Annotated in this window: 23 protein-coding genes; 17 read left to right on the top strand and 6 right to left on the bottom strand. The window is 65.1% G+C overall.

Annotation, left to right across the window (positions count from 1 at the left end):
* Positions 1-13: 13 nt before the first annotated feature.
* Positions 14-2242 carry a fused MFS/spermidine synthase gene (locus E4K64_RS28565; protein WP_135166456.1) on the bottom strand — a complete coding sequence of 743 codons (2229 nt, stop codon included), beginning with the start codon at positions 2240-2242 and terminating at the stop codon, positions 14-16.
* Positions 2243-2578: 336 nt separating this feature from the next.
* Entirely contained in the window at positions 2579-3319 is a 741-nt protein-coding gene (locus tag E4K64_RS28560) for a LuxR family transcriptional regulator (protein ID WP_135166455.1), read from the bottom strand.
* A 364-nt stretch (positions 3320-3683) separates the two neighbouring features.
* Between E4K64_RS28560 and E4K64_RS28555 the strand changes: the two genes are divergently transcribed.
* Complete coding sequence (locus tag E4K64_RS28555; protein WP_167772310.1) at positions 3684-4367, top strand: response regulator transcription factor; 684 nt, start codon at positions 3684-3686, stop codon at positions 4365-4367.
* Entirely contained in the window at positions 4364-6313 is a 1950-nt protein-coding gene (locus E4K64_RS28550) for a sensor histidine kinase (protein WP_135166453.1), read from the top strand. The genes E4K64_RS28555 and E4K64_RS28550 overlap by 4 nt, the downstream gene beginning before the upstream one ends.
* A gap of 132 nt (positions 6314-6445) precedes the next feature.
* Here the strand turns inward: E4K64_RS28550 and E4K64_RS28545 are convergent, their stop codons facing one another.
* Positions 6446-6736, bottom strand: coding sequence for a hypothetical protein (locus E4K64_RS28545; protein ID WP_126259327.1), 291 nt, complete (start codon positions 6734-6736; stop codon positions 6446-6448).
* 233 nt (positions 6737-6969) lie between these two features.
* On the opposite strand from E4K64_RS28545, the gene E4K64_RS28540 reads away from it, so the two are divergent.
* Positions 6970-7194: a hypothetical protein gene (locus tag E4K64_RS28540; protein ID WP_126259326.1), complete on the top strand. Its 225-nt coding sequence runs from the start codon at positions 6970-6972 to the stop codon at positions 7192-7194.
* 107 nt (positions 7195-7301) lie between these two features.
* On the opposite strand, the gene irr is transcribed toward E4K64_RS28540, so the two are convergent.
* On the bottom strand, positions 7302-7787 hold the full coding sequence (gene irr / locus E4K64_RS28535) for a Fur family transcriptional regulator Irr (RefSeq protein ID WP_135166452.1): 486 nt from the start codon (positions 7785-7787) through the stop codon (positions 7302-7304).
* Positions 7788-7967: 180 nt separating this feature from the next.
* Here irr and E4K64_RS28530 point away from each other — a divergent pair, with 180 nt between their 5' ends.
* The 8 genes from E4K64_RS28530 (at position 7968) to E4K64_RS28500 (ending at position 14499) form a co-directional block, all read left to right on the top strand.
* On the top strand, positions 7968-8279 hold the full coding sequence (locus E4K64_RS28530; RefSeq protein WP_135166451.1) for a hypothetical protein: 312 nt from the start codon (positions 7968-7970) through the stop codon (positions 8277-8279).
* A 283-nt stretch (positions 8280-8562) separates the two neighbouring features.
* Positions 8563-10113: an ABC transporter substrate-binding protein gene (locus tag E4K64_RS28525; RefSeq protein WP_135166450.1), complete on the top strand. Its 1551-nt coding sequence runs from the start codon at positions 8563-8565 to the stop codon at positions 10111-10113.
* A 204-nt stretch (positions 10114-10317) separates the two neighbouring features.
* A complete protein-coding gene (locus tag E4K64_RS28520) occupies positions 10318-11289 on the top strand; it encodes an ABC transporter permease (protein WP_135166449.1) in 972 nt (323 codons plus the stop codon).
* Entirely contained in the window at positions 11286-12125 is an 840-nt protein-coding gene (locus E4K64_RS28515; RefSeq protein WP_135166448.1) for an ABC transporter permease, read from the top strand. Before E4K64_RS28520 ends, E4K64_RS28515 begins: the two co-directional genes overlap by 4 nt.
* A 2-nt stretch (positions 12126-12127) precedes the next feature.
* Positions 12128-13747 (top strand): ABC transporter ATP-binding protein, encoded by a 1620-nt coding sequence (locus E4K64_RS28510; RefSeq protein WP_167772313.1) that lies wholly within the window; start codon positions 12128-12130, stop codon positions 13745-13747.
* Positions 13748-13854: 107 nt separating this feature from the next.
* Positions 13855-14076 (top strand): hypothetical protein, encoded by a 222-nt coding sequence (locus tag E4K64_RS28505; protein ID WP_135166447.1) that lies wholly within the window; start codon positions 13855-13857, stop codon positions 14074-14076.
* 43 nt (positions 14077-14119) lie between these two features.
* Positions 14120-14293, top strand: coding sequence for a hypothetical protein (locus E4K64_RS40605; protein ID WP_164718815.1), 174 nt, complete (start codon positions 14120-14122; stop codon positions 14291-14293).
* Complete coding sequence (locus tag E4K64_RS28500; RefSeq protein WP_135166446.1) at positions 14290-14499, top strand: hypothetical protein; 210 nt, start codon at positions 14290-14292, stop codon at positions 14497-14499. Before E4K64_RS40605 ends, E4K64_RS28500 begins: the two co-directional genes overlap by 4 nt.
* Before the next feature lie 39 nt (positions 14500-14538).
* Here E4K64_RS28500 and E4K64_RS28495 read toward each other — a convergent pair whose 3' ends face one another.
* Positions 14539-14853: a hypothetical protein gene (locus E4K64_RS28495; protein WP_235884806.1), complete on the bottom strand. Its 315-nt coding sequence runs from the start codon at positions 14851-14853 to the stop codon at positions 14539-14541.
* Positions 14854-15027: 174 nt separating this feature from the next.
* Between E4K64_RS28495 and E4K64_RS28490 the strand changes: the two genes are divergently transcribed.
* From E4K64_RS28490 to E4K64_RS28470, 4 genes are all read left to right on the top strand, one after another.
* On the top strand, positions 15028-15348 hold the full coding sequence (locus tag E4K64_RS28490; protein ID WP_135166445.1) for a hypothetical protein: 321 nt from the start codon (positions 15028-15030) through the stop codon (positions 15346-15348).
* A 225-nt stretch (positions 15349-15573) separates the two neighbouring features.
* Positions 15574-16299, top strand: a complete 726-nt coding sequence (locus tag E4K64_RS28485; RefSeq protein ID WP_135166444.1) for an outer membrane protein — start codon at positions 15574-15576, stop codon at positions 16297-16299.
* 166 nt (positions 16300-16465) lie between these two features.
* Positions 16466-18619, top strand: coding sequence for a methyl-accepting chemotaxis protein (locus tag E4K64_RS28480; protein WP_135166443.1), 2154 nt, complete (start codon positions 16466-16468; stop codon positions 18617-18619).
* 287 nt (positions 18620-18906) lie between these two features.
* Positions 18907-19968 (top strand): MBL fold metallo-hydrolase, encoded by a 1062-nt coding sequence (locus E4K64_RS28470; RefSeq protein WP_135166442.1) that lies wholly within the window; start codon positions 18907-18909, stop codon positions 19966-19968.
* A gap of 177 nt (positions 19969-20145) precedes the next feature.
* Here E4K64_RS28470 and aroQ read toward each other — a convergent pair whose 3' ends face one another.
* Positions 20146-20577 (bottom strand): type II 3-dehydroquinate dehydratase, encoded by a 432-nt coding sequence (gene aroQ / locus E4K64_RS28465; protein WP_126259315.1) that lies wholly within the window; start codon positions 20575-20577, stop codon positions 20146-20148.
* Between the two features lie 341 nt (positions 20578-20918).
* On the opposite strand from aroQ, the gene hemA reads away from it, so the two are divergent.
* Entirely contained in the window at positions 20919-22148 is a 1230-nt protein-coding gene (gene hemA / locus E4K64_RS28460) for a 5-aminolevulinate synthase (protein WP_135166503.1), read from the top strand.
* A gap of 300 nt (positions 22149-22448) precedes the next feature.
* Complete coding sequence (locus E4K64_RS28455) at positions 22449-25958, top strand: PAS domain-containing hybrid sensor histidine kinase/response regulator (protein ID WP_135166502.1); 3510 nt, start codon at positions 22449-22451, stop codon at positions 25956-25958.

Genomic DNA, 25958 nt, shown 5'->3' with positions numbered 1-25958 from the left:
CGCGGAGGCGGAGTCACTCCAAACCGAGAAAGTAGCGCCACTCGGTGCCCATATTGTCGTCGGTAACGAGGGTTTGGCCGGTGGTAGCCTCCAGCAGCTGCGGACATGGTTCGATCGTGGGACTATCCTGACGGAAGTCGGCTATCAGTGCATCGAGCCGAGCGCGGTCAGCGTCATCGGAAGCAAATTCGGGTTTGCCGTCGATGCTGTAATTTTCCAGCGTTCGTCGCCAGCGATCATGATCCCACGCGATCGGGGTCTGCGACACCACCATATGGTTCAAGAACCGGGCGCCGTGGGAAAATGCGGTGCAGCCTGTGCGCTGCGCGCGCCGCGAATTGGTGGTGTTGTAGAAGAAAATTCCGCCGGGCTTCAGGTGTTGCTGCACCAGGCCAAGGAATTCCGACGACAGCAGATTGGTGGCGTTCGCGCGGAAATGCCACGTCGTGTTGGAGACTACCGCATCGAAACGTGCGTCGGGCTGGTGGCGGAGCCAACGGCGTCCGTCGTCCTCGACGATCCTGATCTTGGGGTTGTTCAGGATCGACCTGACATCCTCGTGCTTTGCGATCAACTCAAGATATCCGCGATTGATCTCGACGATCGTGAGCGATTCCACGTCGGGATTGTTGGCGATGACCTGAGCCCATGAACCGGATGAGAGACCGATCATCAGAACCTGTCGTGGCGCGGGGTGGAAGAGACTGAGCGCGTACGGCCGGATGATGCCATTGCGATCGGACTTCAGATCCGTGTTGAAGCGGCCGTCATACATGCCGTTGCCAAAGACGGTGCCGTCGGCATCGACAGTGATGATGCCGCTATGGTTCTCGACAATATGCGGGAAGTCGTGATCAGCGAGCGTCTTTCCCTGCAGATTCTCCAGCAGCCGCTGGCTCAACAAGGCGCTTGCGCCGAGGCCGAAGACGAGAACCGCGATGGCAAGATAACCAAGACGATTTCGCTCCTGCGCCGTGGTCTGGCCAAGCGCAATCAATGCAAGTGCGGCCATCGTGCCACCGACAAGCAGCATCGCCGCGATCTGTCTGATTCCAAGATAGTCCGTCAGCACGAAGCCGGTGAGGATCGCCCCGCTGGCGCAGCCCGCGATGTTGGCGAAATACAAGAGCGCCGTCCGCTGACCGACTTGTTCGTCGGTCGCGATACCGAATTGCGAAAGATAGGGGAGCAGTGCACCCCACTGCCGCGCGATCAGGTAGGTGATCGCGACGGCGATGCCGATCACGCCGGCGCCGACCCATGCCAATTGCGCCATCAACGGAAGGAACATCGCGCCGAACACATTGGCCCAGATCAGATCGCGCGCGGCCTGGCGCAGCGCATCTTGCGGCGCGAGCGTCCTGCAGGACTGTCCGGCCTTTCGAGCGCCGACGGCGATTCCTGTCAAGAAAGCATAGAGCGTCATCGCAAATGCCAGCGAACTCGATCCCGAGGCAAACGACATCACGCGAAACAGGTAGATCTCGTAGGACAACGAGATGAACCCACCCGTCATTGCGAGCAGGACGACAGGACCCATGCCGAGGATTGGCTGGGTGTCCGGAGCCTTGGTCGACGTCTGTGGGGCCGGCCTCGCGCCGGGACCGGAGAGGATGTGCGCCGCGATCGCACCGGCGCCGACCGCGAGATTGATTCCAGCCGCAATCGTGATCGCCTCATGCATGCCGAGAAAAGGGAAGATCAGGGTGGCGCATATAAGGCACGCGGCACCGGCGCCGAGCGTATTGACAAAATAGAGTGTGCCGACGGCGTCGCCGATCTGGCCGGTCATTCGTGCCAGATATGAGACCAGGATCGGCAGCGTTGCGCCCATCAGAAGGGTGGGCAGCAGCACCAGGACGAGGTTGATGGCGGCAAGGGCGGGCAGCGGCAGGTCTGCCACCATAGCGCCCACCTTCTCGAAGATCTGGAGTGAGGCCAATCCGAATGCGGCGGTAGCAAGCTCGATCACTCCGAGCAGCAACAACGGCTTGACGTTGGTGCGTCGGGATATCCAGCCACCACACAGGCTGCCAAGCCCGAGCCCGACCATGAAGGCGGTCACGATGATCGTGACTGATTCCGAATTGACGCCGAAGATCCGGAACAGGCTTCGTTGCCAGGTCAGTTGATAGATCAGCGCCGGAAAACCGGAAAAGAAGAAGAGGATGCAGAGAACGCGGACACCGGGCGCAGCGAATCTCTGCGCTGGCGCATCCGCGGGCAACTCGACAGCCGTCATTTCAATGGATCCCTTCTCCCACGCTCTCGCAACCTGCAAGAGAAAGGTAAGTAAAGGTTGCGGTTGGTTGGCTGAACGAGGCTGGATTAACGGTCCAATCCGGCAACTCGGTGCGCAGGGTTAAGCCATGGTGAACAACGGATCAGAACGGCCACTTTGGTACGTGTACCAGAGGTCGATCGAGGGCGCCGAAGGTCAGATCCCGGCCCTTCGCTGCTGTTGATGCGGTGCCGCGACGGGGCCGTTCAGAGGGGCAGACCGGACGTTCGCGGTCGAGCGCCAAACCGACGCTTTTGACCCATCGCGGACGCATATGCTCAGCTCCGCGTGGCGGCTTCATGGTTCAATGATCTTGTCGCGAACAGCGATCATCACAGCTTGGGTGCGGGTCGCTGCATCAAGCTTTCGACAAATATTCTTGATGTGTTCTTTGACTGTTCGGCTGCTGATGTGAAGCACCACGCCGATCTCCCAGCTTGACTTGCCGTTGGCGGCCAATGTCAGGATTTCCCGTTCACGCGATGTCAGACTTGCTTGGTGCTGGGCGGGCGAGCCATTAAGTTTGAGGCTTCGGTCAAATGCATAGATCGCCATGAGGTGCAGGGCTGGCAATTGGTCCTGCGGCAGATCGAGCGTCCGACCTCCGAACCATACCTGACCCATCCGGCCTGCAGGCGAGACTACCGGGATCACGAAGCCATCGAGCATGCCGAAGTCGCGGGCACTCTGCACCACCTCGACGGCGCGCGGCTCGCGCTCGGCATCATAGGGCGCTTCCCTGAACCATCGAAATGGCCGCATCGTCGTCTTGCAATAGCGAAGAGCCGGATCGTCGTATACGTATTTCCTTTCGTGGTAGAGATCTAGAAACCCGGCCGGTAGTCGCTCAGCAAGCACGCCCTCCTGGCGGCGCTCAATCGATATCGGGACGACAAAGGTGCAGCAGAAATAGTCGCAGCCATGCTGGCTCAACACCGAACCTAGCGCATCCATAATCTCGCCGGTCGAGGAAACGCGCTGGATGTTCTCAACGAACTCGAACGCGTTACGGCGGATATTAGCGACACGCCGATCCATCTGGCTTCCCTTCTGAGCGCGTCCGACCTACACCTAAGATCGGCAAGTATAGGCCGTTGCAAGTCGAACGGGTAGGTCAGTACGCTCACATCTCCGTCGCCCGCCCAGCGTTTGCCATTGGCCCAACCCTGATGTCCGACGAGCCGCCGCGATGGGCCGACATGAGGGGCGGAGCTGACCCCTTGCGCGCCCCGAGCGCAGCGCGAACCATGAGGGCGCGCGCTCGCCCGGGTGCAACCGACGCTCCGCGCTGCCCTCGCGACCGTGCCACTTCCGCCCCCATGATTATGGGTGTCACCGCATCCCCGCTGCGGCTAAACTTGCCCTTGCGCCGCGGGGGACACGCGGGTGCGGGACCATGATCATGACCGAACAGGGCGAGACGGGTGACATGATTACCATCCTCCTCGTCGAGGACGACGCGCCGACCTGCTGGCGGCTTCAGGATGCGCTGGCCAAGGCCGGCTACGAGGTGCGCAGCGCCGGCACGCTCGGCGAAGCCCGTGCCGCGCTCGCCGGCGGCGCGCCGCGCGTGCTGCTGACCGACCTGCGGCTGCCCGACGGCCACGGCATCGAGCTGATCCGCGAGATGAGGCAGCGCTTCCCCGACACCGAGATCATGGTGATCTCGGCCCTCGGCGACGAGGAGAGCGTGATCTCCGCGATCACGGTCGGCGCCACCGGCTATCTGCTCAAGGACGCCTTTCCCACCGACATCGCCACCACGGTGCGCGATCTGGTCGCCGGCCATTCGCCGATCTCGGCCTCGATCGCCCGCTTCATCGTGCGCAGAACCCAAGGCGCCGCGCAGAATTCGGCGGAGCCGCCCCCCGGCCCCGCGCTCAATACCGCCAGGCTGACACCGCGCGAGATCGACATCCTCTGGGGCATCGCCAAGGGCTTCAGCTATGCCGAGATCGCGAGCCATCTCGGCCTGTCCAAGCAGACCGTGCCCGGCCACATCAAGAACATCTACCGCAAGCTCGAGGTGCATACGCGCAGCGAGGCGGTGTTCGAGGCGGTGCAGCAGGGCCTGATCAAGCTGTGAGCGAGATCGCGGCCAAAGCACCTACGAAGGCACCGACGAAGGCAGCGGCCAAACCCGCGCGGCGCCGGCTGCTGGCCTCCCGCCTCGTGCCCTATCTGCTGCTTCAGGCCCTGATCGCGATCGTCACCATCCTCGGGCTTCGGCAGCTGCAGCCGAGCGATCCCGAAGACTTCGCGTTGAGCGATTTTTCGGCGCGGGAAGACGGCCTGATCCGCCCCGTGACGCTGCCGCATTTCACGTCGTCGCGCTACTCCCTGGCCGACCCGCCGTTCTACACCGGCGCCTTCACGTTCCCCGGCGGCGATGCGGCCTCGGGCTGGTCGGTCTATCTGCCGCGCTTCAGCAACGCGGTGGAGGTCGCCGTCAACGGCGTCGTCGTGCTCGACTCCCGGCGCGACGCCAATGCCAACCGGCCCGACCGCAACACGCCGCAGATCGCGGCCATTCCCGCTTCGCTGCTGCGCGAGGGCGGCAACGAGATCACTGTACGGCTGTTCGTGTGGGGACCGCTCAAGGGCTTTCTCGATACCGTCTATGTCGGCCCGGACGTCGCCTTGCGCCCGGCCTATGAGACGCGCACGCTGCTGTTCGTCACGCTGCCGGTGGTGTTCTCGGCCTGGCAGGCGATCCTCGCCGTCATCCTCGCAATCATGTGGCTGATGCGGCGTCATGAGCCGGTCTACGGCGTGCTGGCCGCGGCGATGGTGCTCGGCGTGGTGCAGGCGTTCGCGCCGCCGCCGGTGCCGCCGGCCGCCACGTCGCGGCTTGCCGCCGTGCTGCTGGCCTCCGCGCCGATCGAGAGCGCGCTGATCGTCGTGTTCGGCGTGCTGTTCTTCGGCTGGCGCTGGCCGCGCTACGGCACGCTGCTGTTCGTGCCCGGAATCGTCGTGTTCGTGGTCGGGCTGATCGGGGGCCCGCCGCTGCCGCGCATCCTTTTCCTGGTGCTCGGCATTCCGACGGTCGGGCTTTGCCTGGTCCTGATGGCTTGCATCACGGCAACAGCCGTGCTGCGGCGGCAGGACGCGGCGAGCTTCACGATCGGATGCGCCGTCACCATCGTGCTGACCTGCTGGATCCAGGACATGCTCACGGTGCTCGAGATCGTGTCCAACGACCGCATCTTCGTCTCGCGCCTGTCCTATTCGGCAATGCTGGTCGCGATCGGCGCCGGGCTGACCTGGCGCTTCGCCCGCGCCTTGAACCAGGTCGACAGCTTTGCCGGCCAGCTCGTGACGCGCGTGCGCGAGGCCGAGGAACGGCTGAAGGCGAGCTTTGCCCGCGAGGAGGAGCGCGCCCGCGCCGCCGCGCTCGCCAACGAGCGTACGCGCCTGATGCGCGACCTGCATGACGGCCTCGGCGGCCAGCTCGTCAGCATCGTCGCGCTCTCCGAGCGTGGCCATGAGGGCGCGATGATCACCGATGCGGCCCGTGCCGCGTTGAAGGATCTGCGTCTCGTCATCGATTCCATGGACGACATCGGCGGCGACCTGATGCTCGCCCTCGGCTCCTGGCGCGAGCGCACGACGGCGCAATTGCGACCGCACGACATCACGCTCGACTGGCGCGTGGCGACGCCGCAAGGCGTGCCGCTGCATCCTGAACTGCGGCCATGGCACGTCATCCAGATCGTGCGCATCCTCGACGAGGCCGTGACCAATGCGGTCAAGCACGCGCAGGCGCGCCGCATCGCGGTCACCATCGACACGTTCGACGCAGGCCGGGGACCGTACGGCGTGATCAGCGTGACCGACGACGGCCACGGCTTCGCGCCGGCCGGCAATGGCGAGGCCGCTCGCAACGGCCAGACCGCGCGCGGCCTGCGCAACATGAAAAGCCGCGCCGCGCGCTGCGGCGCCGTGCTCGATCTGAGTTCGGATTCTTCCGGCACGCGCGTGCGGCTGCAATTGCCGCAGCGTTTTCCCGACAGCGACATGGCGGCGGGCTGAAAGGCCCCCTCCCCGAACGTGTGGGGCGCACGGAGAGAGGGGACGGGCCGGGAAATTCGCCTGCGGAGGACGGGGGGTGTTCGTCCGCAGGCTCCGTTGGCCCGAAGCAATGCAATCAATTCAATGGAAATATCAGCGCACGCCGACGCGGTTGACCGGGCCGCCGCGATTCATCGGCGTTCCCGCGCGCACGCCGACACCGGGCGCGCCGACGCCGGGCGTTGCGACCGCCGCCGCGGCGACCGGCGCACCGGGCGCCACCACCACCGCCGCCGTCGGCCGTACCACGCAGCCCTTGGGCACGCCGACCGTCTTGCAATAGACCACCGCCTGCGCCGGGCTCGTGCCCAGCGACACCATCGCCGCGCCCGCGAGCGCCACGACCGTCAGCCCCGCGCTCAGCGCTCCAGCTCTCTTCGACATTCTGCTCTCCTGCTTCCCGTTCGGCGTCCCGATGCAATCACCGGTTTCGCAGCCGAGGTGCAGCTGAATGGCAAAAGACGGCGCGCGAATACATGCCATGAAGATGGGGGTACCGCGGCCGGGAGGGCTTGCCGGTACCATGAACATGGCATGGACCGGCGCCCGGCCTTTGCGGGATGGTCCGGCCCGGTTGATCCCGGTCGGGACCAACGAGAATTCCAAAGAGGTGCTTTATGAAGATTTCGGTTCTTGCCGCGCTGCTGCTCGCTGCCACCGCCCTGCCCGCTGCCGCGCAATCCGGTCCGTCGGTCCAGGAGCAGATGGCCTGCCGCGGCGACGCCGGCAAATTCTGCGCCGAACATGTCGGCAAGCCGCCGCAGATGAACGCCTGCCTGCGCGAGAACAAGTCGAAGCTCTCGGAGTCCTGCCGCAAGGTCGTTGAATCGCGCGGCGGCTAGTCGGTCGTCGTTCTCCGTCCTCATCCTGACGGCCCGCCAAAGGCGGGCGTCTCGGTGCTGCACCTAGGCTAGAGTGACCGGCGCCAGGGAGGCGTGACGCGGCGGCGCTAGGTTGGCTTGCGGCGCAGATGGACGATGACGTCGAACCGCGCGATCTCGTGGCCGGGAAGCGCCTCGGGGATCTTGGTGAAAGCGAGGCCGTCGGCAACATCGACCAGTACATCCTCGCCTTCGAGGTAGAAGTGCGGATGGACCGACGTGTCGGTGTCGAAGAACGACTTGATGCCGTCGGCCGCAATCCGGCGCAGCAGGCCGGCCTCGGTGAACTGGTTCAGCGTGTTGTAGACGGTCGCGAGCGACAGATACGCGTTCGCCGCCATCGCCTCTTCATAAAGGCTCTCGGCGGTGACGTGACGGTGGCCGCCCAGGAACAGCAACTGGCCGAGCGCGAGACGCTGGCGCGTCGGGCGCAGGCCGGCATTGCCGAGCAATTGCAGGCAGCGCTGCACGCCCTCATCCGGCGGTGGCTCGAGGCTGGCGGCATCAGCTCCGTTATCGTCAAACGCCGGGATATGGGTGGCCTGGATGTCCATCGATCGTCTCACGGCTCAAGGAAGCAGGACAGGCAGCGCCTGCCTTCCGCCAGTTGCTATTGGATCGCAAAAGCGGTGGCCCGACTTTGAGCCAGATCAAATGCGCAGGCTGCCTCTGACCTATCGCAAGGCGGCCCGGTCCATTCCCGGCCAGGATCGGCCGGTATCGATGAGGCTCATATGTCCAGAATGGTTCCCGACAAGGCAGAGGTCGCGCTCGAATATCCCGACAAGTTCTATGTCGGCACTTTCGAGCATTCGTCGCGCTTCGAGGCGCGGCTCGACGGCAGCGGCGTTGCGCTGACGCTGCAGCATCCGGGCGCTGCCGACGAGCGCAAATCGGTGCACCTGCACATCAATTTCGGCCTTCTCGCCGGAATCCTGCGTGAGCTCGCCGGCAGCGTCGCCGGCATACCCAAGGACGATATCGCACACCGCGAGCAGCTCGCAGAGGCGCTCGACGAATTGCGACGGGCGCTCAGCGCATCATGACGGCCTGATGCTTTTGGTCGCAGGCGCAAGCTTGTGCACCGCCTCCGCAAGACTCTCGACACGACCGAAGCCTCCTGATTGCTCCGTGCGCGAAGGCCTACGGGGAAAACAGGACGCGCTGTACATTTTTTGTGCTGATGCTGTCGAGACTTTCATCTTGCGGCGCCGAACGAGACTATGTGAGCCTCGATATCGGATGGGGACTGGGATGGGCCGGCCGTCGCTTTGCGCGCGAGGACGTTGCGAAGCGTTTTCGGCCGGCCTCGCTTGAGAAAGTTGCGATATGCCAAAACGAGTATTGCTTGGTCTCCTCCTGGCTTGCGGCCTTGCGGCCCCGGCTCTGGCGCAAGAGCCGAAGACAGGCGGTGTGATCAATGCCGTGATCCAGCCCGAGCCGCCCGGCCTGATGCTGGCACAGGTGCAGAACGGTCCGACCCAGATGGTGTCGGGCAACATCTTCGAGGGGTTGCTGCGCTACAGCCCCAAGCTCGAGCCCCAGCCGGAGCTCGCCGAGAGCTGGAGCGTCAGCGAGGACGCCAAGACCTACACCTTCAAGCTCAGGAAGGGTGTGACCTGGCATGACGGCAAGCCCTTTACCGCGGCGGACGTGCTGTTCTCGATCGAGATGCTGAAGCAGACGCATGCGCGCGCCCGCACCAATCTGGCGCAGGTCGACAAGGTCGAAGCGCCCGACGATCACACGGTGGTGTTCACGCTGAAGCAGCCGTTCGGCCCGTTCCTCGGCATCTTCGAAGTCGGCTCGATGCCGATGGTGCCGAAGCATCTCTATGAAGGCACCGACTGGAAGACCAACGCCTACAACAACGCGCCCATCGGCACCGGCCCCTTCATGTTCAGGGAATGGCAGAAGGGCTCGTTCATCCGCCTGGTCAAGAACCCCAATTATTACGAGAAGGGCAAGCCCTATCTCGACGAGATCTACTGGCAGATCATTCCCGACGCCGCGGCGCGCTCGGTGGCGTATGAGACCGGCAAGGTCGACGTGCTGCCCGGCGGCTCGGTCGAGAATTTCGACGTGCCGCGGCTGTCCAAGCTGAAGGACACCTGCGTCACCGGCGCCGGCTGGGAGTTCTTCTCGCCGCTGGCCTGGCTGTGGCTCAACAACCGTCAGGGTCCGCTCGCCGACAAGCGGGTGCGGCAGGCGATCATGTTTGCGATCGACCGCGATTTCGCCAAGGACGTGATCTGGAACGGGCTCGGCAAGGTCGCGACCGGCCCCTCGGCCTCGACCATCAAATATTACACCGATGACGTGAAGAAATATCCGTACGATCCGGCCAAGGCCAAGGCGCTGCTGAAGGAAGCCGGCTACAAGGGCGAGAAGATCCGCCTGCTGCCGCTCGCCTATGGCGAGACCTGGCAGCGCTGGGGTGAAGCCGTGAAGCAGAACCTCCAGGACGTCGGCATGACCATCGAGACCATCGCCACCGACGTTGCCGGCGGCAACCAGAAGATCGGCGACTGGGACTACGACATCGCCTTCACCTATCTCTATCAGTACGGCGATCCCGCGCTCGGGGTCGGCCGCAACTACATCTCCAGCAACATCGCCAAGGGCCAGGTCTTCAACAACGTCGAAGGCTATTCCAACCCGGAGATCGACAAGCTGTTCGCCGACGGCGCGGTCGCCACCCCCGATTCCAAGCGCAAGGAGATCTACGAGAAGGCGCAGAAGATCCTGGTCGAGGACGTGCCGGTGGCCTGGATGCTCGAGCTGCAATTCCCGACCATCACGCGCTGCAAGGTCAAGAACCTGATCACCACGGGGATCGGGGTCAATGACGGCTTCAAGGACGCATGGCTCGACAAGTGAGCCCTGCTCTTTTCACCTCTCCCCGCTTGCGGGGAGAGGTCGAATGTGCGCGAAGCGCATATTCGGGTGAGGGGGTACCGGTCCATCGGCATTCCCACGTGTGGAGAGAAGCCCCTCACCCCAACCCTCTCCCCGCAAGAGCGGGGCGAGGGGGCGCACCGTCAACGTGGCTTCAGATCACGCTCCAAGATATGACCGTTTAAAATGCTCTCCTTCATCTCCCAGCGTGTCCTCAAGGGCGTGATCGTCCTGCTCGCGATCGTCGTCCTCAATTTCTTCCTGATCCGGCTCGCGCCCGGCGACCCCGCAATCGTGATGGCGGGCGAGGCCGGCGCCAGCGATCAGGTCTTCGTCAAGCAGCTCCGGGAAAAGTTCGGCCTCGACAAGCCGCTGCCCGAGCAGCTCTTCATCTACGTCAAGGGCGTGGTCAGCCTCGACCTCGGCTTCTCCTTCCGCCAGCAGGCGCCGGTGGCAAAGCTGATCGGCGAGCGGCTGCCGGCGACGCTGCTGCTGACACTGACCGCGTTTGCGATTTCGCTGATGCTCGGCATTGTCTTCGGCACCTTCGCCGCGCGCTTCGCCGGAACCTTCCTCGACACCGCCATCACCGTCTTTGCGCTGATCTTCTACGCCATGCCGATCTTCTGGGTGGCGCTGATGGGTATCCTGCTGTTCTCGGTCACCATGGATTGGTTGCCGAGCTTCGGCTACGAGACGGTCGGCGCCAACCTCACCGGCTTTTCCCACGCGGTCGACGTCGCAAAGCACCTGATCATGCCGGCGATGACGCTCGGCCTGTTCTTCATGGCGACCTACACCCGCATGACGCGCGCCTCGATGCTGGAGGTGAAGCGGCTCGATTTCGTCAAGACCGCGCGCGCGAAAGGCCTTGGCGACGCCGTGATCCAGCGCCGCCACGTGCTGCGCAATGCGCTGCTGCCGGTGGTGACGCTCGCCGGCGTGCATTCCGGCACGCTGATCGGCGGCGCCGTCATCACCGAGACCGTGTTCGCCTGGCCCGGCATCGGGCGGCTGATGTACGACGCCCTGCTCCAGCGCGACTACAATCTGCTGCTCGGCGTGTTCGTGATCTGCTCCGCCATGGTGCTGATCTTCAACCTCATCACCGACCTCGTCTATCGGCTGGTCGATCCGCGCATCGAATTCGCCTCATGAGACAGTTCTGGAAATCGATGTTCAAGAGCCCGAGTGGCGTCATCGGGCTCGTCATCCTCCTGCTCGCGATCTCCGTCGCATTGTTCGGACCGATGCTGTTTCCGAATTCGCCATGGCGCATGGTGCAGCGGCCGTTCCTGCCGCCCTTCACGCTCTCGACCGTGCCGCTCGGCACCGACGCGCTCGGCCGCGACGTCTTTGCCGGCATGATTTTCGGCGCACGTGTCTCGCTATTGGTCGGTCTCGTCTCGACACTGGTCGCGCTGGTCGTCGGCATTCCCATCGGCGCGATGGCCGGCTATTTCGGCGGCAGGGTCGACGACGCCCTGATGCGCTTCACCGAGTTCTTCCAGACCATTCCGAGCTTCGCGCTCGCGATCGTGCTGGTCGCGATCCTGCAGCCTTCGATCTACTCGATCGTAGCCTCGATCGCGGTGGTGAGCTGGCCGCCGGTCGCCCGTCTCGTGCGCGGCGAGGTGCTGTCGCTGCGCACGCGCGAATATGTCCAGGCGGCAATCGTCACCGGACAGAGCAACACCTGGATCATCCTGCGCGAGATCCTGCCCAACGCGCTGTCGCCGGTGATCGTGCTGGCCTCGCTGATGGTGGCGACCGCGATTCTCCTGGAATCCTCGCTGTCCTTCCTCGGCCTCGGCGATCCCAATCTGATCTCCTGGGGCTACATGGTCGGCGCCGGCCGCACCGTGATCCGCCAGGCGTGGTGGATCACGGTGTTTCCCGGCATCGCCATCCTGATCTCCGTGCTCGGGCTGAACCTGATCGGCGAAGGCCTCAACGACGCGCTCAATCCGCGCCTGTCGCGGGAGGGACGCTGATGCTGATTGCCCCGCCTGCCGTCTCCATCAGGAACCTCAGGATCGCGCTGCCGAAGGGCGCCGAGCGGCCCTTCGCGGTCGACGGCGTCTCGCTGGACTTGCGTCCCGGCAAGATCGTCTGCGTCGTCGGCGAGTCCGGCTCCGGCAAGTCGATGTGCGCGCATGCGCTGATGGGCCTGTTGCCCGATACGGTGTCTGTCGCCGCCGGCGAGATCCAGTTCGAAGGCCGCGACCTGCTCAAGCTCGATGACGACGGCTGGCGCGACCTGCGCGGCCGCCGGCTGGCGATGATCTTTCAGGAGCCGATGACCGCGCTCAACCCGCTGATGCGGATCGGCGACCAGATGGCGGAGATGTTCGAGGCACACGGCCTGCTGACGCCGAAGCAGCGGCGCGCCAAGGCGCTGGCGCTGGCGCGCGAGGTCGGCTTGCCCGACCCTGAAAGGATCGTACGCGCCTATCCGCACCAGCTCTCCGGCGGCCAGCGGCAGCGCGCCATGATCGCGATGGCGCTCGCGCTCGAGCCCGCGGTGCTGGTTGCGGACGAGCCGACGACCGCGCTCGACGTCACCACGCAGGCGCAGATTCTCAAGCTGATCCGCAACCTCCAGCGCGACCGTAACATGGCCGTGATGTTCATCACGCACGATTTCGGCGTGGTCGCCGACATCGCCGACCAGGTCGTGGTGCTCCGCCATGGCAAGGTGGTGGAGGAAGGCCCCGCCTCTGCCGTCTTCAACGAGCCGCAGCACGACTACACCAAGGCGCTGCTCGCCGCCGTCCCCTCGATGGATCCGCCGGCACGCAAGCCCCTCGACGGTCAGGCCAGGGCGGTCGAGGTGATCGGTCTGGACAAGACCTATGTGACATCAGGCGGGTGGTTTCGCGAGGACCGCCGGGTCGATGCCGCGCGCGCGGTCAATTTCGACATCCTCAAGGGCGAGACGCTCGGCCTCGTCGGAGAATCCGGCTCCGGAAAATCATCGGTGGCACGCCTCGTGGTGCGGCTGATCGAGGCTGATCGCGGCACGGTGCGGATCGGCGAGACCGATCTCACCTCCCTCTCCGGCAAGGCGCTGCGCGCCGAGCGCCATCGCATCCAGATGATCTTCCAGGATCCGTTCGCCTCGCTCAATCCGCGCCGCAAGATCGGCCACATCATCGCCGCCGGCCCGATCGCGGCCGGTATCGATCCGAAGATCGCCTTCGACCGTGCCCGCGACCTGCTCAAGATGGTCGGCCTCGATGCCGGTGCACTCGAACGCTATCCGCACGAATTCTCCGGCGGCCAGCGCCAGCGTATCGGCATTGCGCGCGCGCTGGCGCTCGAGCCGGAGATCATCGTCGCGGATGAAGCCGTCTCCGCACTTGACGTCTCCGTGCAGGCGCAAGTCTTGAGGCTGCTCGAAGACCTCAAGGCACGCCTCGGCCTCTCCATGCTGTTCATCACCCACGACTTGCGCGTCGCCGCCCAAATCTGCGACCGCATCGCGGTGATGCAGCGCGGCGCCATCGTCGAGCTGAAGCCGACGGCACAGCTGTTCGCCGCGCCGGAGCATGCCTATACGCGCGAGCTGCTGGCGGCGGTACCGGGACGGAAAGAGCGCGCGCCGGCGGCGTGAACCCTGCCCGCATCAGATCGCCAAATCTCGGGCTTGTTCCAAAAAACTTGCATCCCCCGAAGGTGAAACATATTCGGGCCAACGGCATTTGCTTTCCGGAATAATCCTTGCTGATGAAAGCAGGGAGCAAGGCTGACACCGGCATTCGCTCGCATGGCTCCAAGGGGCCTTTTGCAAACGAATATGAACTGGTGAGCGGCTTCTCAACCCGGCGCATCAGGGCGCCGGATGTTTTGAGATGCCCGGGTGCGCTCACGCGGTTTTTATTCCGTCGTGATCGGCCGGGCGTTTCAAAGGCGAAGCCGGCACCATACATCGCGATGGAATGATTGACGTCATCTGATGACGGATGCCAATTGATACGGAGCCAACATGGGCGAAGTTATTCGATTTGTCTCGAAGTCCGAGCGCGAGCGGATGCGTCTCATCCAGGAGGCGCGCGCCATCTACGACAGCATCTTTCCTTCGGCTGATCCGGCCGGCGCAGGTCAGGATAAGGCGCCGCTTGGCCGGGCGTTCGTCGGCGACGGGAGCACCCGATCGTGATCAAGATCATCGCGGTGCTTTGCAGTCTGGCTTCTCCGACCAATTGTCACGAGCAGATCGTCACCACCTCGGATTTTGCCGAGGTCTCGGTGCAGTCCTGTCTGATGGGCGCGCCGCAGCTCGCCGACTGGATGAACCAGCATCCGACCGAGCGACTGGCAGCATGGCGCTGCGTGATCGGTCAACAGGTCCGCCGCGGAATTTAGCTGTTCGCGCCTTGCCGGCATCCGCTGATCGACGTCGCTCTATCGGGTGGTGTTGCTCCAGGTCGGAACGGAATTGGTCACGCCGACCGACGGCCAATTGTACGATCCGATCGACGGCGCCGTGACCGTGCCGACCGACGGTCCGGACGAGCCGTAGGACGCCCTCGGCTGCGCCGCCGGTGACGCGGCGCCGCCATAGTTCGGGGCCACCACGCCAGCGCCGTATTGTCTGCTCGAGCGCTGCTTTTTCGCCTCAGCCGTGAACGGCGCGAGCAGAAGTCCGGCCCCGATAAAGGCGGCAATGGCGAATTTGATGCCAGTGAATTTGATGCCAGTGAATTTGAATCCCATCATGGCTGATCCCTTCGAAGCTGGCGCCCTTGTAGCTATGTGTCCATTCAGCGGACGATATCCAGGGCCGCCCCGTTCATAACTCCGTGCGCGGGGGGAAGGTGCCCGGTCCGCCTTCGGATGGACCCGAATCAGCGTTAGTGCATTGGCCTCATCGACTTCGCGGATTGAGGCGACATGACCGGCCCTGAACTGAAGCAACTCCGCGCCGACCTCTCCGACGCCCTCGAGCGGGAGCTCACCGCGGTCGACATGGCAAAGCTCTGCGGATTGCCGGAGAAAGGCGGCGCCGACACCATCCGGCGTTGGGAGGTGAGCGGCCCGACGCCCTCGGCGACCAAGGTGCTGCACGTGCTCGCCATGGCGAGCGAGCGCTATCCGATCCTGGAGAAGTTCGACATCTTCGATCGCCATGACGTGCGCGAGGAGGACCGACCTGCAAAGCGCGCGGCGTTTCGCCAGCAGATGCGGGACGAGGCGCGCCGGCGGCTAGGTTAACGAAGTGCGCATGGACGTTACCGGAACGCTGCGGCGTTAAACCTTCCTTCAGCATTTCTTAAGCCGGCATTAAGCACGAAAATCAATTGCAGCCCAATAAGTTAGGTTGGGTCTCGCTGTGCCATGCATGTGACAGCATTTTCATCAAAAGCGAGCTATCTGCAAAACCAACGCCGGCGCGGAAAGCGCGCCTGCCGGGGAAATTGAGTGCTGGAGTTCAAGACGATGAAGAAGATTCTGTTTGCGATCGTGGCGCTGCTCGCGATGGGCGCGGCTGCACCGGCCGTCGGCGCCGATCTCGGCAACCGCAACTATTACAAGTCGCCCGCGCCGGCCTATGCCGCGCCGATCTACAACTGGACCGGTTTCTATATCGGCGGCCATGTCGGCGGCGCCTTCTCCAGCGACAACAATTTCAGCGGCCTCTCCACCGGCAACAACGGCAACGGCCGTTTCCTCGGCGGCGTGCAGGTCGGTGCGGACTGGCAGTTCCATCCGAATGTGGTGGTCGGCGTCGAGGGCCAATATTCCTGGCTCTCCGGCAGCGTCGGCGCCGTGTTTCCGGGCGGCATCGCCTACACCAACGACCAGCGCGGTCTCGGCTCGATCACCGGCCGCGTCGGCTACACCTGGGGTCCCGGCCTCGTCTACGTGAAGGGCGGCTATGCCTATTCGGACAACAACGAGAAGGTGACCGTCGGCGGCGTGCCGACCGGCTTCGTCATCACGGGCGATCACCGCAACGGCTACACCGTCGGCGCCGGCCTCGAATACATGTTCGCCCCGAACTGGTCGGCCAAGGCCGAGTACCAATATTACAATTTCGGCGACGCGCACTTCACCGCGGGCCCGCTTGTCGGCACCGGCAACTTCACCACCGACGACCACACCATCAAGGCGGGCGTCAACTACCGCTTCAACTGGGCAAGCCCGGCGGTCGCGCGCTACTGATCCGTTACCGCAACTTTACCATGAGGAAGGGCCGGCGCTGTCGCCGGCCCTTCTTTTTTCGCCCTGCGGAACGCACGCAACCGTTTGCGGATATTGCGATTTTTTTAACCGGCGGTGCCGATACTGCCGGCCACAAAGAGAAGCAAGAACGTTGGGGGAATTTTCGATGGCGATCCGTCTGGGCGTTGGCCGTTTGCTTGGTCGATTCAAACCTCGATTCAAGATGCCGACATGGGGCGTGCGCGGCAGCCTGTTTGCGGCGTTCGCGGTGATCGCGGGCATGGGCCTCGTGATCGCAGCCGGCGCCGGCCTGGCGCTGCAGAATCTCGGCGGACGCATGACCGAGCTGAGCGGACGGGACATTCCGCGCCTGACCGCCAGCCTGCAATTGTCGGCGCTGAGCGCGAGCCTTGCGGCACAGGGACCGGCGCTGCTCGCGGCGCAAAGCGAGGAAGCCCTCAACGAGCGCACCAAGAAGCTCAAGGAATTGCAGGAGCAGACGCAGCAAAAGCTCACCGAGATCATCCAGCTCGGCGGCGACAAAACCGTCGTCTCCGGACTGAGCGAGACGATGAAGAGCATCAACGAGGCGGCGCAGAGCCTGGCCAAGGCGGCCCGCGAACGGCTGGATATCGCTGCCCTTCACGACAAGCAATATGACGCGCTGCGCAACGCGCAGGGCGCCTTCGTCGGCGCGGCCAGCCCGGCGATGCTCGACGCGCAGACCCGGGTCAACGCCATTCTCGGCTCGGCCGACCTGTCCGCCGCGGATGCTTCCGACGCCGCGCAGACCGTCGGCCAGCTCGGCAACGTCGTCGCCAGCGGCAATCTCGCGGCCGCCGACATGAGCGCGGCGCTGTCGGCCAACAGCAGCGACAAGCTCGACGACATCCAGAAGGAATTCAAGACGGCACAGGGCCGCCTGCGATCCAACCTCGATCTGCTGCCGGACAACCAGGGCAACAAGATGCTGCGCGAGACGGCGGAGAAGCTGCTGGCGCTCGGCACCGGCAAGACCGGCGTGTTCAATCTGCGTGAGAAGGAGCTCGACTCCATCGACTACGGCCAGACCATCCTGGACGAGACCCGCAAGCTCAATGTCGGCCTCGGCATCAGCGTGCAGCAGCTCGTCGACGGCGTGCAGAAGGAGACCAACGCCTCGACCTCCCAGGCGCAGCAGGAGACCTCGCTCGCGACGACCGTGATGCTGGCGCTCGGGGCCTTGATGCTGGTCGGCTCGGCGCTGTTCGTCTGGCTCTATGTCGGCCGCAACATTCTGCGCCGGATCCGTGAGCTTCAACGCGCGATGCAGCTGTTGTCGGCCGGCGACCTCGACACCGAGATCGTCCGTTCCCGGCAGAACGATGAGATCGGCGTGATGAAGGAAACGCTGACCGTGTTCCGTGACAGCATGATCGAAGCCCGGGCGCTCGCCGGCGAGCAGGAAAAAGACCGCGTCGCCAAGGCCGAGCGCGCCGCGCGCATGGAAGCGAAGATCGCGGAGTTCGAGAACACGGTCCGCGCCGCGCTCGACAACCTGGCGCAGTCGGCCAATTCGATGCAGTCGACCGCGCAGAGCATGTCGACCACCGCCGACCAGTCCAACGCGCTGGTCAACGCGGTCGCCTCCGCCGCCGAGGAGACCTCGGTCAACGTGCAGACCGTCTCGTCGGGCACCGAGCAGCTGTCGTCCTCGATCGAGGAAATCAGCAAGCAGGTCGTGACCTCGGCCGCGATCGCCAAGAAGGCGGTCGACGAAGCCGGCGCGACCGACGCCACGGTGCAGAGCCTCGCCGACAGCGCGAGCCGCATCAGCGTCGTGGTCGATTTGATCCAGACCATCGCCTCGCAGACCAATCTGCTTGCGCTCAACGCCACCATCGAGGCGGCGCGCGCGGGCGAGGCCGGCCGCGGCTTCGCCGTGGTCGCCTCCGAGGTGAAGAGCCTCGCGAGCCAGACCGCCAAGGCGACGGAGGAAATCCGCACTCAGATCGCCAGCATGCAGGACATCACGACCTCGGCGGTCGGCGCCATCCAGGGCATCGGCCGGATCATCGGCGAGATCAACGACGTGACCACGACGATCGCGGCCGCGGTCGAGGAGCAGGGCGCCGCCACCCGCGAGATCGCGCGCAACATCCAGCATGCGGCCGGCGGCACCAGCGAAGTCTCCAGCAACATCGTCGGCGTCTCCACCGCCTCCGCCGAAGCCGGCGCCGCGGCGAGCGAAGTGCTGGGCGCCTCCGACGCGCTACGGCGCGAGGCCGACCTGCTGCGCGGAGAGATCGACGCGTTCCTCAACAACATGCGGGCGGCGTAGAACGCCGCGGCATCGGCACTGCGCGCCCTCTCCCGCAAGCGGGAGAGGGTCGGGGTGAGGGTGTCTCCGCAATGGGATTGTCACGGTGTATCGAGAATATCCCGGTGTGGAGAAAGCCCTCACCCGGCGCTTCGCGCCGACCTCTCCCGCAAGCGGGAGAGGTTGAGGGAGCCCGCGTCTCGCAGTCCCACATCACGGAAAAAGCCCCCGGTATGACCGCCATGCGCAGACCCCGCCCCGTCCTTTTTCGGCTGGCGCCCCGCGCGCGCTGGGTTTAAGCGGATAGCATGAACGCGAAAACCGACACCGCACCGTCCTCGGCCGAGGCGCTGCGCTATCCCTGGGACCAGCATCCCGGCCACGACGAGATCGTCGAAGTCAAGCCCGGCGTGTTGTGGGCGCGGCTGAAGCTGCCGTTCCGCCTCAACCACGTGAACATCTACCTGCTCGCCGACGGCGACGGCTATGCGATGGTGGATACCGGCTTCGGCAACGAGGAGACGATCGAGGCCTGGACCAAGCTGTTCGACGGGCCGCTGCAGGGCGTCAACATCACGCGCCTGATCGTCACCCACTCCCATCCCGACCATGTCGGACTTGCGGGCTGGGTGGTCGAGCGGTTCAACTGCCCGCTGGTGATGTCGCAGGTCGAGTATCTGCAATCGGTCTATCATCAGAACCGCGGCACCGCGGAGCGGCAGGAGGCGCAGCGGCTGTTCTTCCGCCGTCACGGCATGGACGAGTCGCTCACCGAAAAGCTGCTGGGCCGCGGCCAGGATTATCTCAAGCGCGTCTCGGTGCTGCCGCCCTCCTACCGTCGCATCTCCCATGGCGACGACGTCGTCATCGGCACGCGCCGCTTCAAGGTGATCACCGGCGGCGGCCACGCGCTCGACCAGGTGATGCTGTATTGCGCCGACGACAAGCTGTTCCTCTCCGCCGACCAGGTGCTGAGCAAGATCTCGCCCAATGTCAGCGTCTGGGCGGTCGAGCCCGATCAGAACTCGCTCGGCGAATACCTGGCCTCGCTCGCCAGCCTCACCACGACGCTGCCCTATGACGTGCTGGTGCTGCCCGGCCATGGCGTGCCGTTCTACGGACTGAAGACGCGCATCAAGCAGCTCGCCGACCACCATGAAGAACGCTGCCGCCTGATCGCGGAAGCCTGCCGCGAGCTGCCGCAGACCTCGCGCGCCCTGGTGCCTGTGGTGTTCAACAAGCATGTGCTCGACGAGCACCAGATGGGCTTTGCCGCCGGCGAGCTGGTCGCCCATGTCAACTACATGATCGTCGAGGGCCGGCTGACGGCCGAGACGAAGGACGGCGTGCTGCAATTCAGGACGACGTGAGTCTTTGCCTCTCTCCGCCTGCGGGGAGAGGCCGGAATGCGCGCGCAGCGCGGATTCCGGGTGAGGGGGACTCTCCGCGAACTCGACTCTTACCGTGATTGCGGAAACAGCCCCTCACCCCAACCCTCTCCCCGTAAGAACGGGGCGAGGGAGCGCACCGCCGCCCTCGCGAGCATCTCACTTCATATTCGCGATGGCGTGCAGCGCCGCGATATAGCCGAACGGGCCCAGGCCGCAGATCACCCCGGTCGCCACGAACGAGATCTTGGAGTGGCGGTGATATTCGTCGCGGGCGTGGATGTTGGAGATGTGGACTTCCAGCACCGGGCCCTCGAACGTCTTGATCGCGTCCATGATCGCGACCGAGGTGAAGGAGAAGCCGGCCGGATTGATGACGATGGCGTCGGCATCCTGCCGCGCCGACTGGATCAGGTCGACGAGCACGCCTTCATGGTTGGACTGGTGGAAGGCGAGCTTGAGGCCGAGCTTGGCCGCCACGTCCGCGCAGCTCGCGTTGACCTCCGCGAGCGTCGTCGTGCCATAGATATGGGGCTCGCGGATGCCGAGCATATTGAGGTTGGGACCGTTGAGGATCATGACACGTTTCATCGGGCGTCCTTTCGCATGAGCTTGGCGGGCACCGATCCGCGTCCCGACGAAAACGAGACAACGAAGTCGGCGCGACCGGCTCGGCCATCATGGACGCAGGGCGGCCCATGGACAAAATGTCCAAGCCGGCCGCAGCGGTCTCCGGCTTTCGCAGGGACCGCAATCCACGGCGGCGGGCAGGCGTTAGGCGTTTGATCCACATCAACTATCGCCTGCGAGACGACGCTATCAATATACCCGCGCAGCTCGCACCAAATGTGTGCTGGCGCATAGACATTGGAGCTGGAAAAGCTCTAAAAATGAGCGGCCGCCGTGGCCGGGTTCCGTTGCAGGTCTTGCCGATGGATTACAACCAGTTCTTCGATTCCGCCCTCGATCGTCTCCACGCCGAGCGGCGCTACCGCGTATTCGCGGACCTCGAGCGCACGGCCGGCCGGTTCCCGCACGCGGTCTGGCACTCGCCCAAGGGCAAGCGCGACGTCGTGATCTGGTGCTCCAACGACTATCTCGGCATGGGCCAGCACCCGAAGGTGGTCGGCGCCATGGTCGAGACCGCGACGCGCGTCGGCACCGGGGCCGGCGGCACTCGCAACATCGCCGGCACGCATCATCCGCTGGTCCAGCTCGAGGCCGAGCTTGCCGATCTCCACGGCAAGGAAGCCGCGCTGCTGTTCACCTCGGGCTATGTCTCGAACCAGACCGGCATTCCGACCATCGCAAAGCTCATTCCGAACTGTCTCATTCTGTCGGACGAGCTCAACCACAATTCGATGATCGAGGGCATCCGCCAGTCGGGCTGCGAGCGGGTCGTGTTCCGCCACAACGATGTGGCGCATCTCGAGGAGCTGCTTAAAGCGGCCGACCCGCACCGCCCGAAGCTGATCGTCTGCGAAAGCCTCTATTCCATGGACGGCGACGTCGCCCCGCTCGCCAAGATCTGCGATCTCGCCGAGAAATACGGTGCGATGACCTATGTCGACGAGGTCCACGCCGTCGGCATGTACGGCTCGCGCGGCGGCGGCATCGCCGAGCGTGACGGCGTCATGCACCGCATCGACGTTCTCGAAGGCACCCTCGCCAAGGCGTTCGGCTGCCTCGGTGGCTACATCGCCGCTAGCGGCCAGATCATCGATGCCGTGCGCTCCTATGCGCCGGGCTTCATCTTCACCACCGCGCTGCCGCCGGCGATCTGCTCGGCCGCGACCGCCGCGATCAAGCATCTGAAGACCTCGAACTGGGAGCGCGAGCGCCACCAGGATCGCGCCGCCCGCGTCAAGGCGATCCTCAACGCCGCCGGGCTGCCTGTGATGTCGAGCGACACCCACATCGTGCCGCTGTTCGTCGGCGATCCCGAGAAGTGCAAGCAGGCGTCCGATCTCCTGCTCGAGGAGCACGGCATCTACATCCAGCCGATCAACTATCCGACGGTCGCCAAGGGCAGCGAACGGCTGCGCATCACGCCCTCGCCCTATCACGACGACGGCCTGATCGATCAGCTCGCCGAAGCCCTGGTGCAAGTGTGGGACCGCCTCGGCCTGCCGCTGCGCGCCAAGTCGCTGGCGGCGGAGTAGGCTGTTCTTTCGCCTCTCCCCGCTTGCGGGGAGAGGCCGGATCGCATCGTCAGATGCGATCCGGTGAGGGGGACTCTCCGCGAGTCCAACTGCCACCGTCCCCGCGGAGAGCCCTCCTCACCCCACCTCTCCCCGCAAGCGGGGCGAGGGAGACTGGCAGCTCGCTCCGGACCCTTAACGACAACCCCAGTTCCCGCCCCAGCCCGGCATTTCGCTGTCGCCTCGCCCCGTCCAACGCGCTAGATTTGCAGGGAAAATGAGCTCGGGCGCCACCGGCGCCCAGGGAGAAGCGTGCTCGCCATGCTGCACGACTGGGGCGTGATCGCCGCGGCCTTCGGCTATATCGGCTTTCTGTTTCTGGTGGCGAGCCATGGCGACCGCCGTTCGCCGGCCGGGCGCGGCCGCACCCCCGGGCTGATCTATCCGCTGTCGCTGGCGATCTATTGCACCTCCTGGACCTTCTTCGGCTCGGTCGGCTTCGCCACCCGCACCTCGACCGACTTCCTCGCCATCTATGTCGGCCCGATCCTGATGATCGGGCTCGGCGTCGGCGTCCTGCGCCGCGTGATCCAACTGGCGAAAGCCCACAATATCACCTCGATCGCCGACTTCATCGGGGCCCGCTACGGCAAGAGCCAGGCGGTGGCGGCCACCGTCGCCGGAATCGCGATCATCGGCTCGGTGCCCTACATCGCGCTTCAGCTCAAGGCGGTCGCCTCCTCGCTGGAGACGATCCTGAGCGAGGACCAGGCCTTCTCCCACATTCCGATCGTCGGCGACGTCGCGCTGATGGTGACGCTGGCGATGGCGGCCTTCGCCGTGCTGTTCGGCACCCGGCAGACCGACGCCACCGAGCACCAGCACGGCCTGATGCTGGCGGTCGCGACCGAATCCATCATCAAGCTGGTCGCCTTCCTCGCCGCCGGCATCTTCGTCACCTTCTGGATGTTCTCGCCGCAGGAGCTGATCGAGCGCGCCATGAAGACGCCGGAGGCGGTGCGCGCCATCAACTACTCGCCGTCGATCGGCAACTTCCTCACCATGACGCTGCTGTCGCTCTGCGCGATCATGCTGCTGCCGCGCCAGTTCCACGTCAGTGTGGTCGAGAACTCCTCCGACGCCGAGGTCGGCCGCGCGCGCTGGCTGTTCCCGCTCTACCTCGTCGCCATCAATCTGTTCGTGATCCCGATCGCGCTCGCCGGCCTCGTCACCTTCCCATTCGGCACGGCCGAACCCGACATGTACGTGCTGGCGTTGCCGATGGAGGGAGGTGCGGATCTGCTCAGCGTCGTTGTGTTCGTCGGCGGCCTGTCCGCGGCGACCGCGATGGTGATCGTGGAATGCGTCGCGCTCTCCATCATGGTCTCGAACGACCTCGTGGTGCCCCTGGTGCTGCAGCGGCGGCCTGAGGGGCGCACCGGCGGCGCCGATTTCAGCAACTTCCTGCTGCGCTCGCGGCGGCTCGCGATCTTCGCCATCATGGTGATGGCCTATTTCTATTACCGCGCGCTGGGCAATACCCAGCTCGCGGCGATCGGCCTGCTCTCCTTTGCCGCCATCGCCCAGCTTGCACCGAGCTTCTTCGGCGGATTGTTGTGGCGGCGCGCCACCGCGCGCGGCGCGATCGGCGGCATGCTGGTCGGCTTCGCGGTGTGGCTCTACACGCTGTTCATGCCGAGCTTCATGGATTCCTCGACATCGGGCATCCTGTTGCTCCAGCACGGCCCGTTCGGCATCGAGGCACTGCGGCCGCGGGCGCTGTTCGGCTCCGACCTGCCGCCGCTGATGCACGGCGTCATCTGGTCGCTGTCGCTCAACATCCTGACCTATGTGCTGCTGTCGCTGGCGCGAAGGCCCTCGTCCATCGAGCTGTTGCAGGCCGATCTGTTCGTGCCCGATACGCTTGCGCCGATCTCGCCCAGTTTCCGGCGCTGGCGCACCACCGTCACCGTGCAGGACATCCAGACCACGGTGGCGCAATATCTCGGACCCGACCGTGCGCGGCATTCCTTCGAGGCGTTCTCCGCGCGGCGCAATCTGCGACTGGAGTCCGGAGCGCCAGCCGATTTCGAGCTGTTGCAGCACGCCGAGCACCTGATCGCCTCCTCGATTGGCGCCGCCTCCTCCCGTCTCGTGATGTCGCTGCTGCTGCGCAAGCGGACGGTTTCGGCCAAGGCCGCGCTGAAGCTGCTCGACGATTCCCACGCGGCGCTGCATTTCAACCGCGAGATCCTGCAGACCGCGCTCAACCACGTCCGCCAGGGCATCGCGGTGTTCGATGCCGACCTGCAGCTGATCTGCTCCAACCGGCAGTTCGGCGATCTCCTCAATGTGCCCCCGCACATCGTCCAGTTCGGCACGCCCCTGCGCGAGATCCTGGAATTCATGGACGTGGGCGGTCCGGACCGTCAGGCCGACAGCGAGGCGATGATCGAGCAGCGGCTCGCGGCCTACACCACCGACAGCGAGCCCTATCTCGAACGCCTGCCGGAACGCCACATGGTGATCGAGGTGCTCACCAACCGCATGCCAGGCGGCGGCTTCGTCATCACCTTCACCGACGTCACGCCCAGCTTCGAGGCGGCCGAAGCGCTGGAGCGCGCCAACGCGACGCTGGAAAAGCGCGTGCGCGACCGCACCGAGGAGCTGACGCGGCTGAATTCCGAGCTCGCCCTGGCCAAGAGCGCGGCGGAAGACGCCAGCATCTCCAAGACCCGGTTCCTCGCCGCCGCCAGCCACGACATTCTCCAGCCGCTCAACGCGGCCCGGCTCTATGTCACGAGCCTGGTCGAGCGCCAGCACAGCGGCGAGGAGACCCGGCTGGTCGAGAACATCGACGAATCGCTGCAGGCGATCGAAGAGATCCTCGGCGCGCTGCTGGACATCTCGCGGCTGGACGCCGGCGCGATGACGACCTCGATCTCGAGCTTCAAGATGGCCGATCTGATGCGCTCGCTGGAGATCGAGTTCGCACCGATCGCGCGCGCCAAGGGCCTCGAGCTCGTCTTCGTGCCCTGCTCGCTGCCGGTCGAATCGGATCGGCTCCTGCTGCGGCGCCTGCTGCAGAACCTGATCTCGAACGCCATCAAATACACCCCGCGCGGCCGTGTGCTGGTCGGCTGTCGCCGCCAGGGCCCTTCGCTCAAGATCTGCGTCTACGACACCGGGGTCGGCATCCCGCCGATCAAGCGCGGCGAGATCTTCAAGGAATTTCATCGCCTGGAGCAGGGGGCGCGCATCGCGCGCGGCCTCGGCCTCGGGCTCTCGATCGTCGAACGGCTGGCGCGGGTGCTCAAGCACGGCATCGCCATCGACGGGACCGCAAGCGGCGGCTCGGTGTTCTCCGTGACGGTGCCGACGGCGAAGGCGATCACCCACACCGCGGCCGTGACCAGCGCGACGCCGCTGGCGCGCACGCCGATCTCGGGCGCGCTGATCGTCTGCATCGAGAACGACGCGGCGATCCTCGACGGCATGCGTACGCTGCTGAAGGCGTGGGACGCCGAGGTGATCGCGGTCGCCGATCCCGAAGGCGCGATCGCCGCGATCGAAACCGCCGGCCGCCGCGTCACCGGCCTTTTGGTCGACTATCATCTCGATCGCGGCAACGGCATCGCCGCGATCCGCGAGATCCGCCGCCGTTTCGGCGACGGCATCCCCGCGATCCTGATCACGGCCGACCGCAGCCCCGCCGTGCAGATCGCCGCCCGCGACGAAAAGGTCGCGGTGCTCAACAAGCCGGTCAAGCCGGCCTCGCTCCGCGCCCTGCTCGGCCAGTGGCGCACGCAGCAGATGGTGGCGGCGGAGTGA

Source organism: Bradyrhizobium frederickii, from assembly GCF_004570865.1.
GTDB lineage: Bacteria > Pseudomonadota > Alphaproteobacteria > Rhizobiales > Xanthobacteraceae > Bradyrhizobium > Bradyrhizobium frederickii.
The sequence above is the reverse complement of the archived record's forward strand: the minus strand, read 5'-3'. Positions and strand labels throughout refer to the sequence as shown.

What these genes read in the sequence shown, in the direction of transcription:
- irr (WP_135166452.1), bottom strand. Translation starts at nt 7,787, where the DNA reads ATGGACATCCAGGCCACCCATATCCCGGCGTTTGACGATAACGGAGCT.
- E4K64_RS28560 (WP_135166455.1), bottom strand. Translation starts at nt 3,319, where the DNA reads ATGGATCGGCGTGTCGCTAATATCCGCCGTAACGCGTTCGAGTTCGTT.
- E4K64_RS28555 (WP_167772310.1), top strand. Translation starts at nt 3,684, where the DNA reads ATGACCGAACAGGGCGAGACGGGTGACATGATTACCATCCTCCTCGTC.
- E4K64_RS28565 (WP_135166456.1), bottom strand. Translation starts at nt 2,242, where the DNA reads ATGACGGCTGTCGAGTTGCCCGCGGATGCGCCAGCGCAGAGATTCGCT.
- hemA (WP_135166503.1), top strand. Translation starts at nt 20,919, where the DNA reads ATGGATTACAACCAGTTCTTCGATTCCGCCCTCGATCGTCTCCACGCC.
- E4K64_RS28490 (WP_135166445.1), top strand. Translation starts at nt 15,028, where the DNA reads ATGACCGGCCCTGAACTGAAGCAACTCCGCGCCGACCTCTCCGACGCC.
- E4K64_RS28515 (WP_135166448.1), top strand. Translation starts at nt 11,286, where the DNA reads ATGAGACAGTTCTGGAAATCGATGTTCAAGAGCCCGAGTGGCGTCATC.
- E4K64_RS28455 (WP_135166502.1), top strand. Translation starts at nt 22,449, where the DNA reads ATGCTGCACGACTGGGGCGTGATCGCCGCGGCCTTCGGCTATATCGGC.
- E4K64_RS28525 (WP_135166450.1), top strand. Translation starts at nt 8,563, where the DNA reads ATGCCAAAACGAGTATTGCTTGGTCTCCTCCTGGCTTGCGGCCTTGCG.
- E4K64_RS28530 (WP_135166451.1), top strand. Translation starts at nt 7,968, where the DNA reads ATGTCCAGAATGGTTCCCGACAAGGCAGAGGTCGCGCTCGAATATCCC.
- E4K64_RS28495 (WP_235884806.1), bottom strand. Translation starts at nt 14,853, where the DNA reads ATGATGGGATTCAAATTCACTGGCATCAAATTCACTGGCATCAAATTC.
- E4K64_RS28520 (WP_135166449.1), top strand. Translation starts at nt 10,318, where the DNA reads ATGCTCTCCTTCATCTCCCAGCGTGTCCTCAAGGGCGTGATCGTCCTG.
- E4K64_RS28470 (WP_135166442.1), top strand. Translation starts at nt 18,907, where the DNA reads ATGAACGCGAAAACCGACACCGCACCGTCCTCGGCCGAGGCGCTGCGC.
- aroQ (WP_126259315.1), bottom strand. Translation starts at nt 20,577, where the DNA reads ATGAAACGTGTCATGATCCTCAACGGTCCCAACCTCAATATGCTCGGC.
- E4K64_RS28545 (WP_126259327.1), bottom strand. Translation starts at nt 6,736, where the DNA reads ATGTCGAAGAGAGCTGGAGCGCTGAGCGCGGGGCTGACGGTCGTGGCG.
- E4K64_RS28540 (WP_126259326.1), top strand. Translation starts at nt 6,970, where the DNA reads ATGAAGATTTCGGTTCTTGCCGCGCTGCTGCTCGCTGCCACCGCCCTG.
- E4K64_RS40605 (WP_164718815.1), top strand. Translation starts at nt 14,120, where the DNA reads ATGGGCGAAGTTATTCGATTTGTCTCGAAGTCCGAGCGCGAGCGGATG.
- E4K64_RS28480 (WP_135166443.1), top strand. Translation starts at nt 16,466, where the DNA reads ATGGCGATCCGTCTGGGCGTTGGCCGTTTGCTTGGTCGATTCAAACCT.
- E4K64_RS28485 (WP_135166444.1), top strand. Translation starts at nt 15,574, where the DNA reads ATGAAGAAGATTCTGTTTGCGATCGTGGCGCTGCTCGCGATGGGCGCG.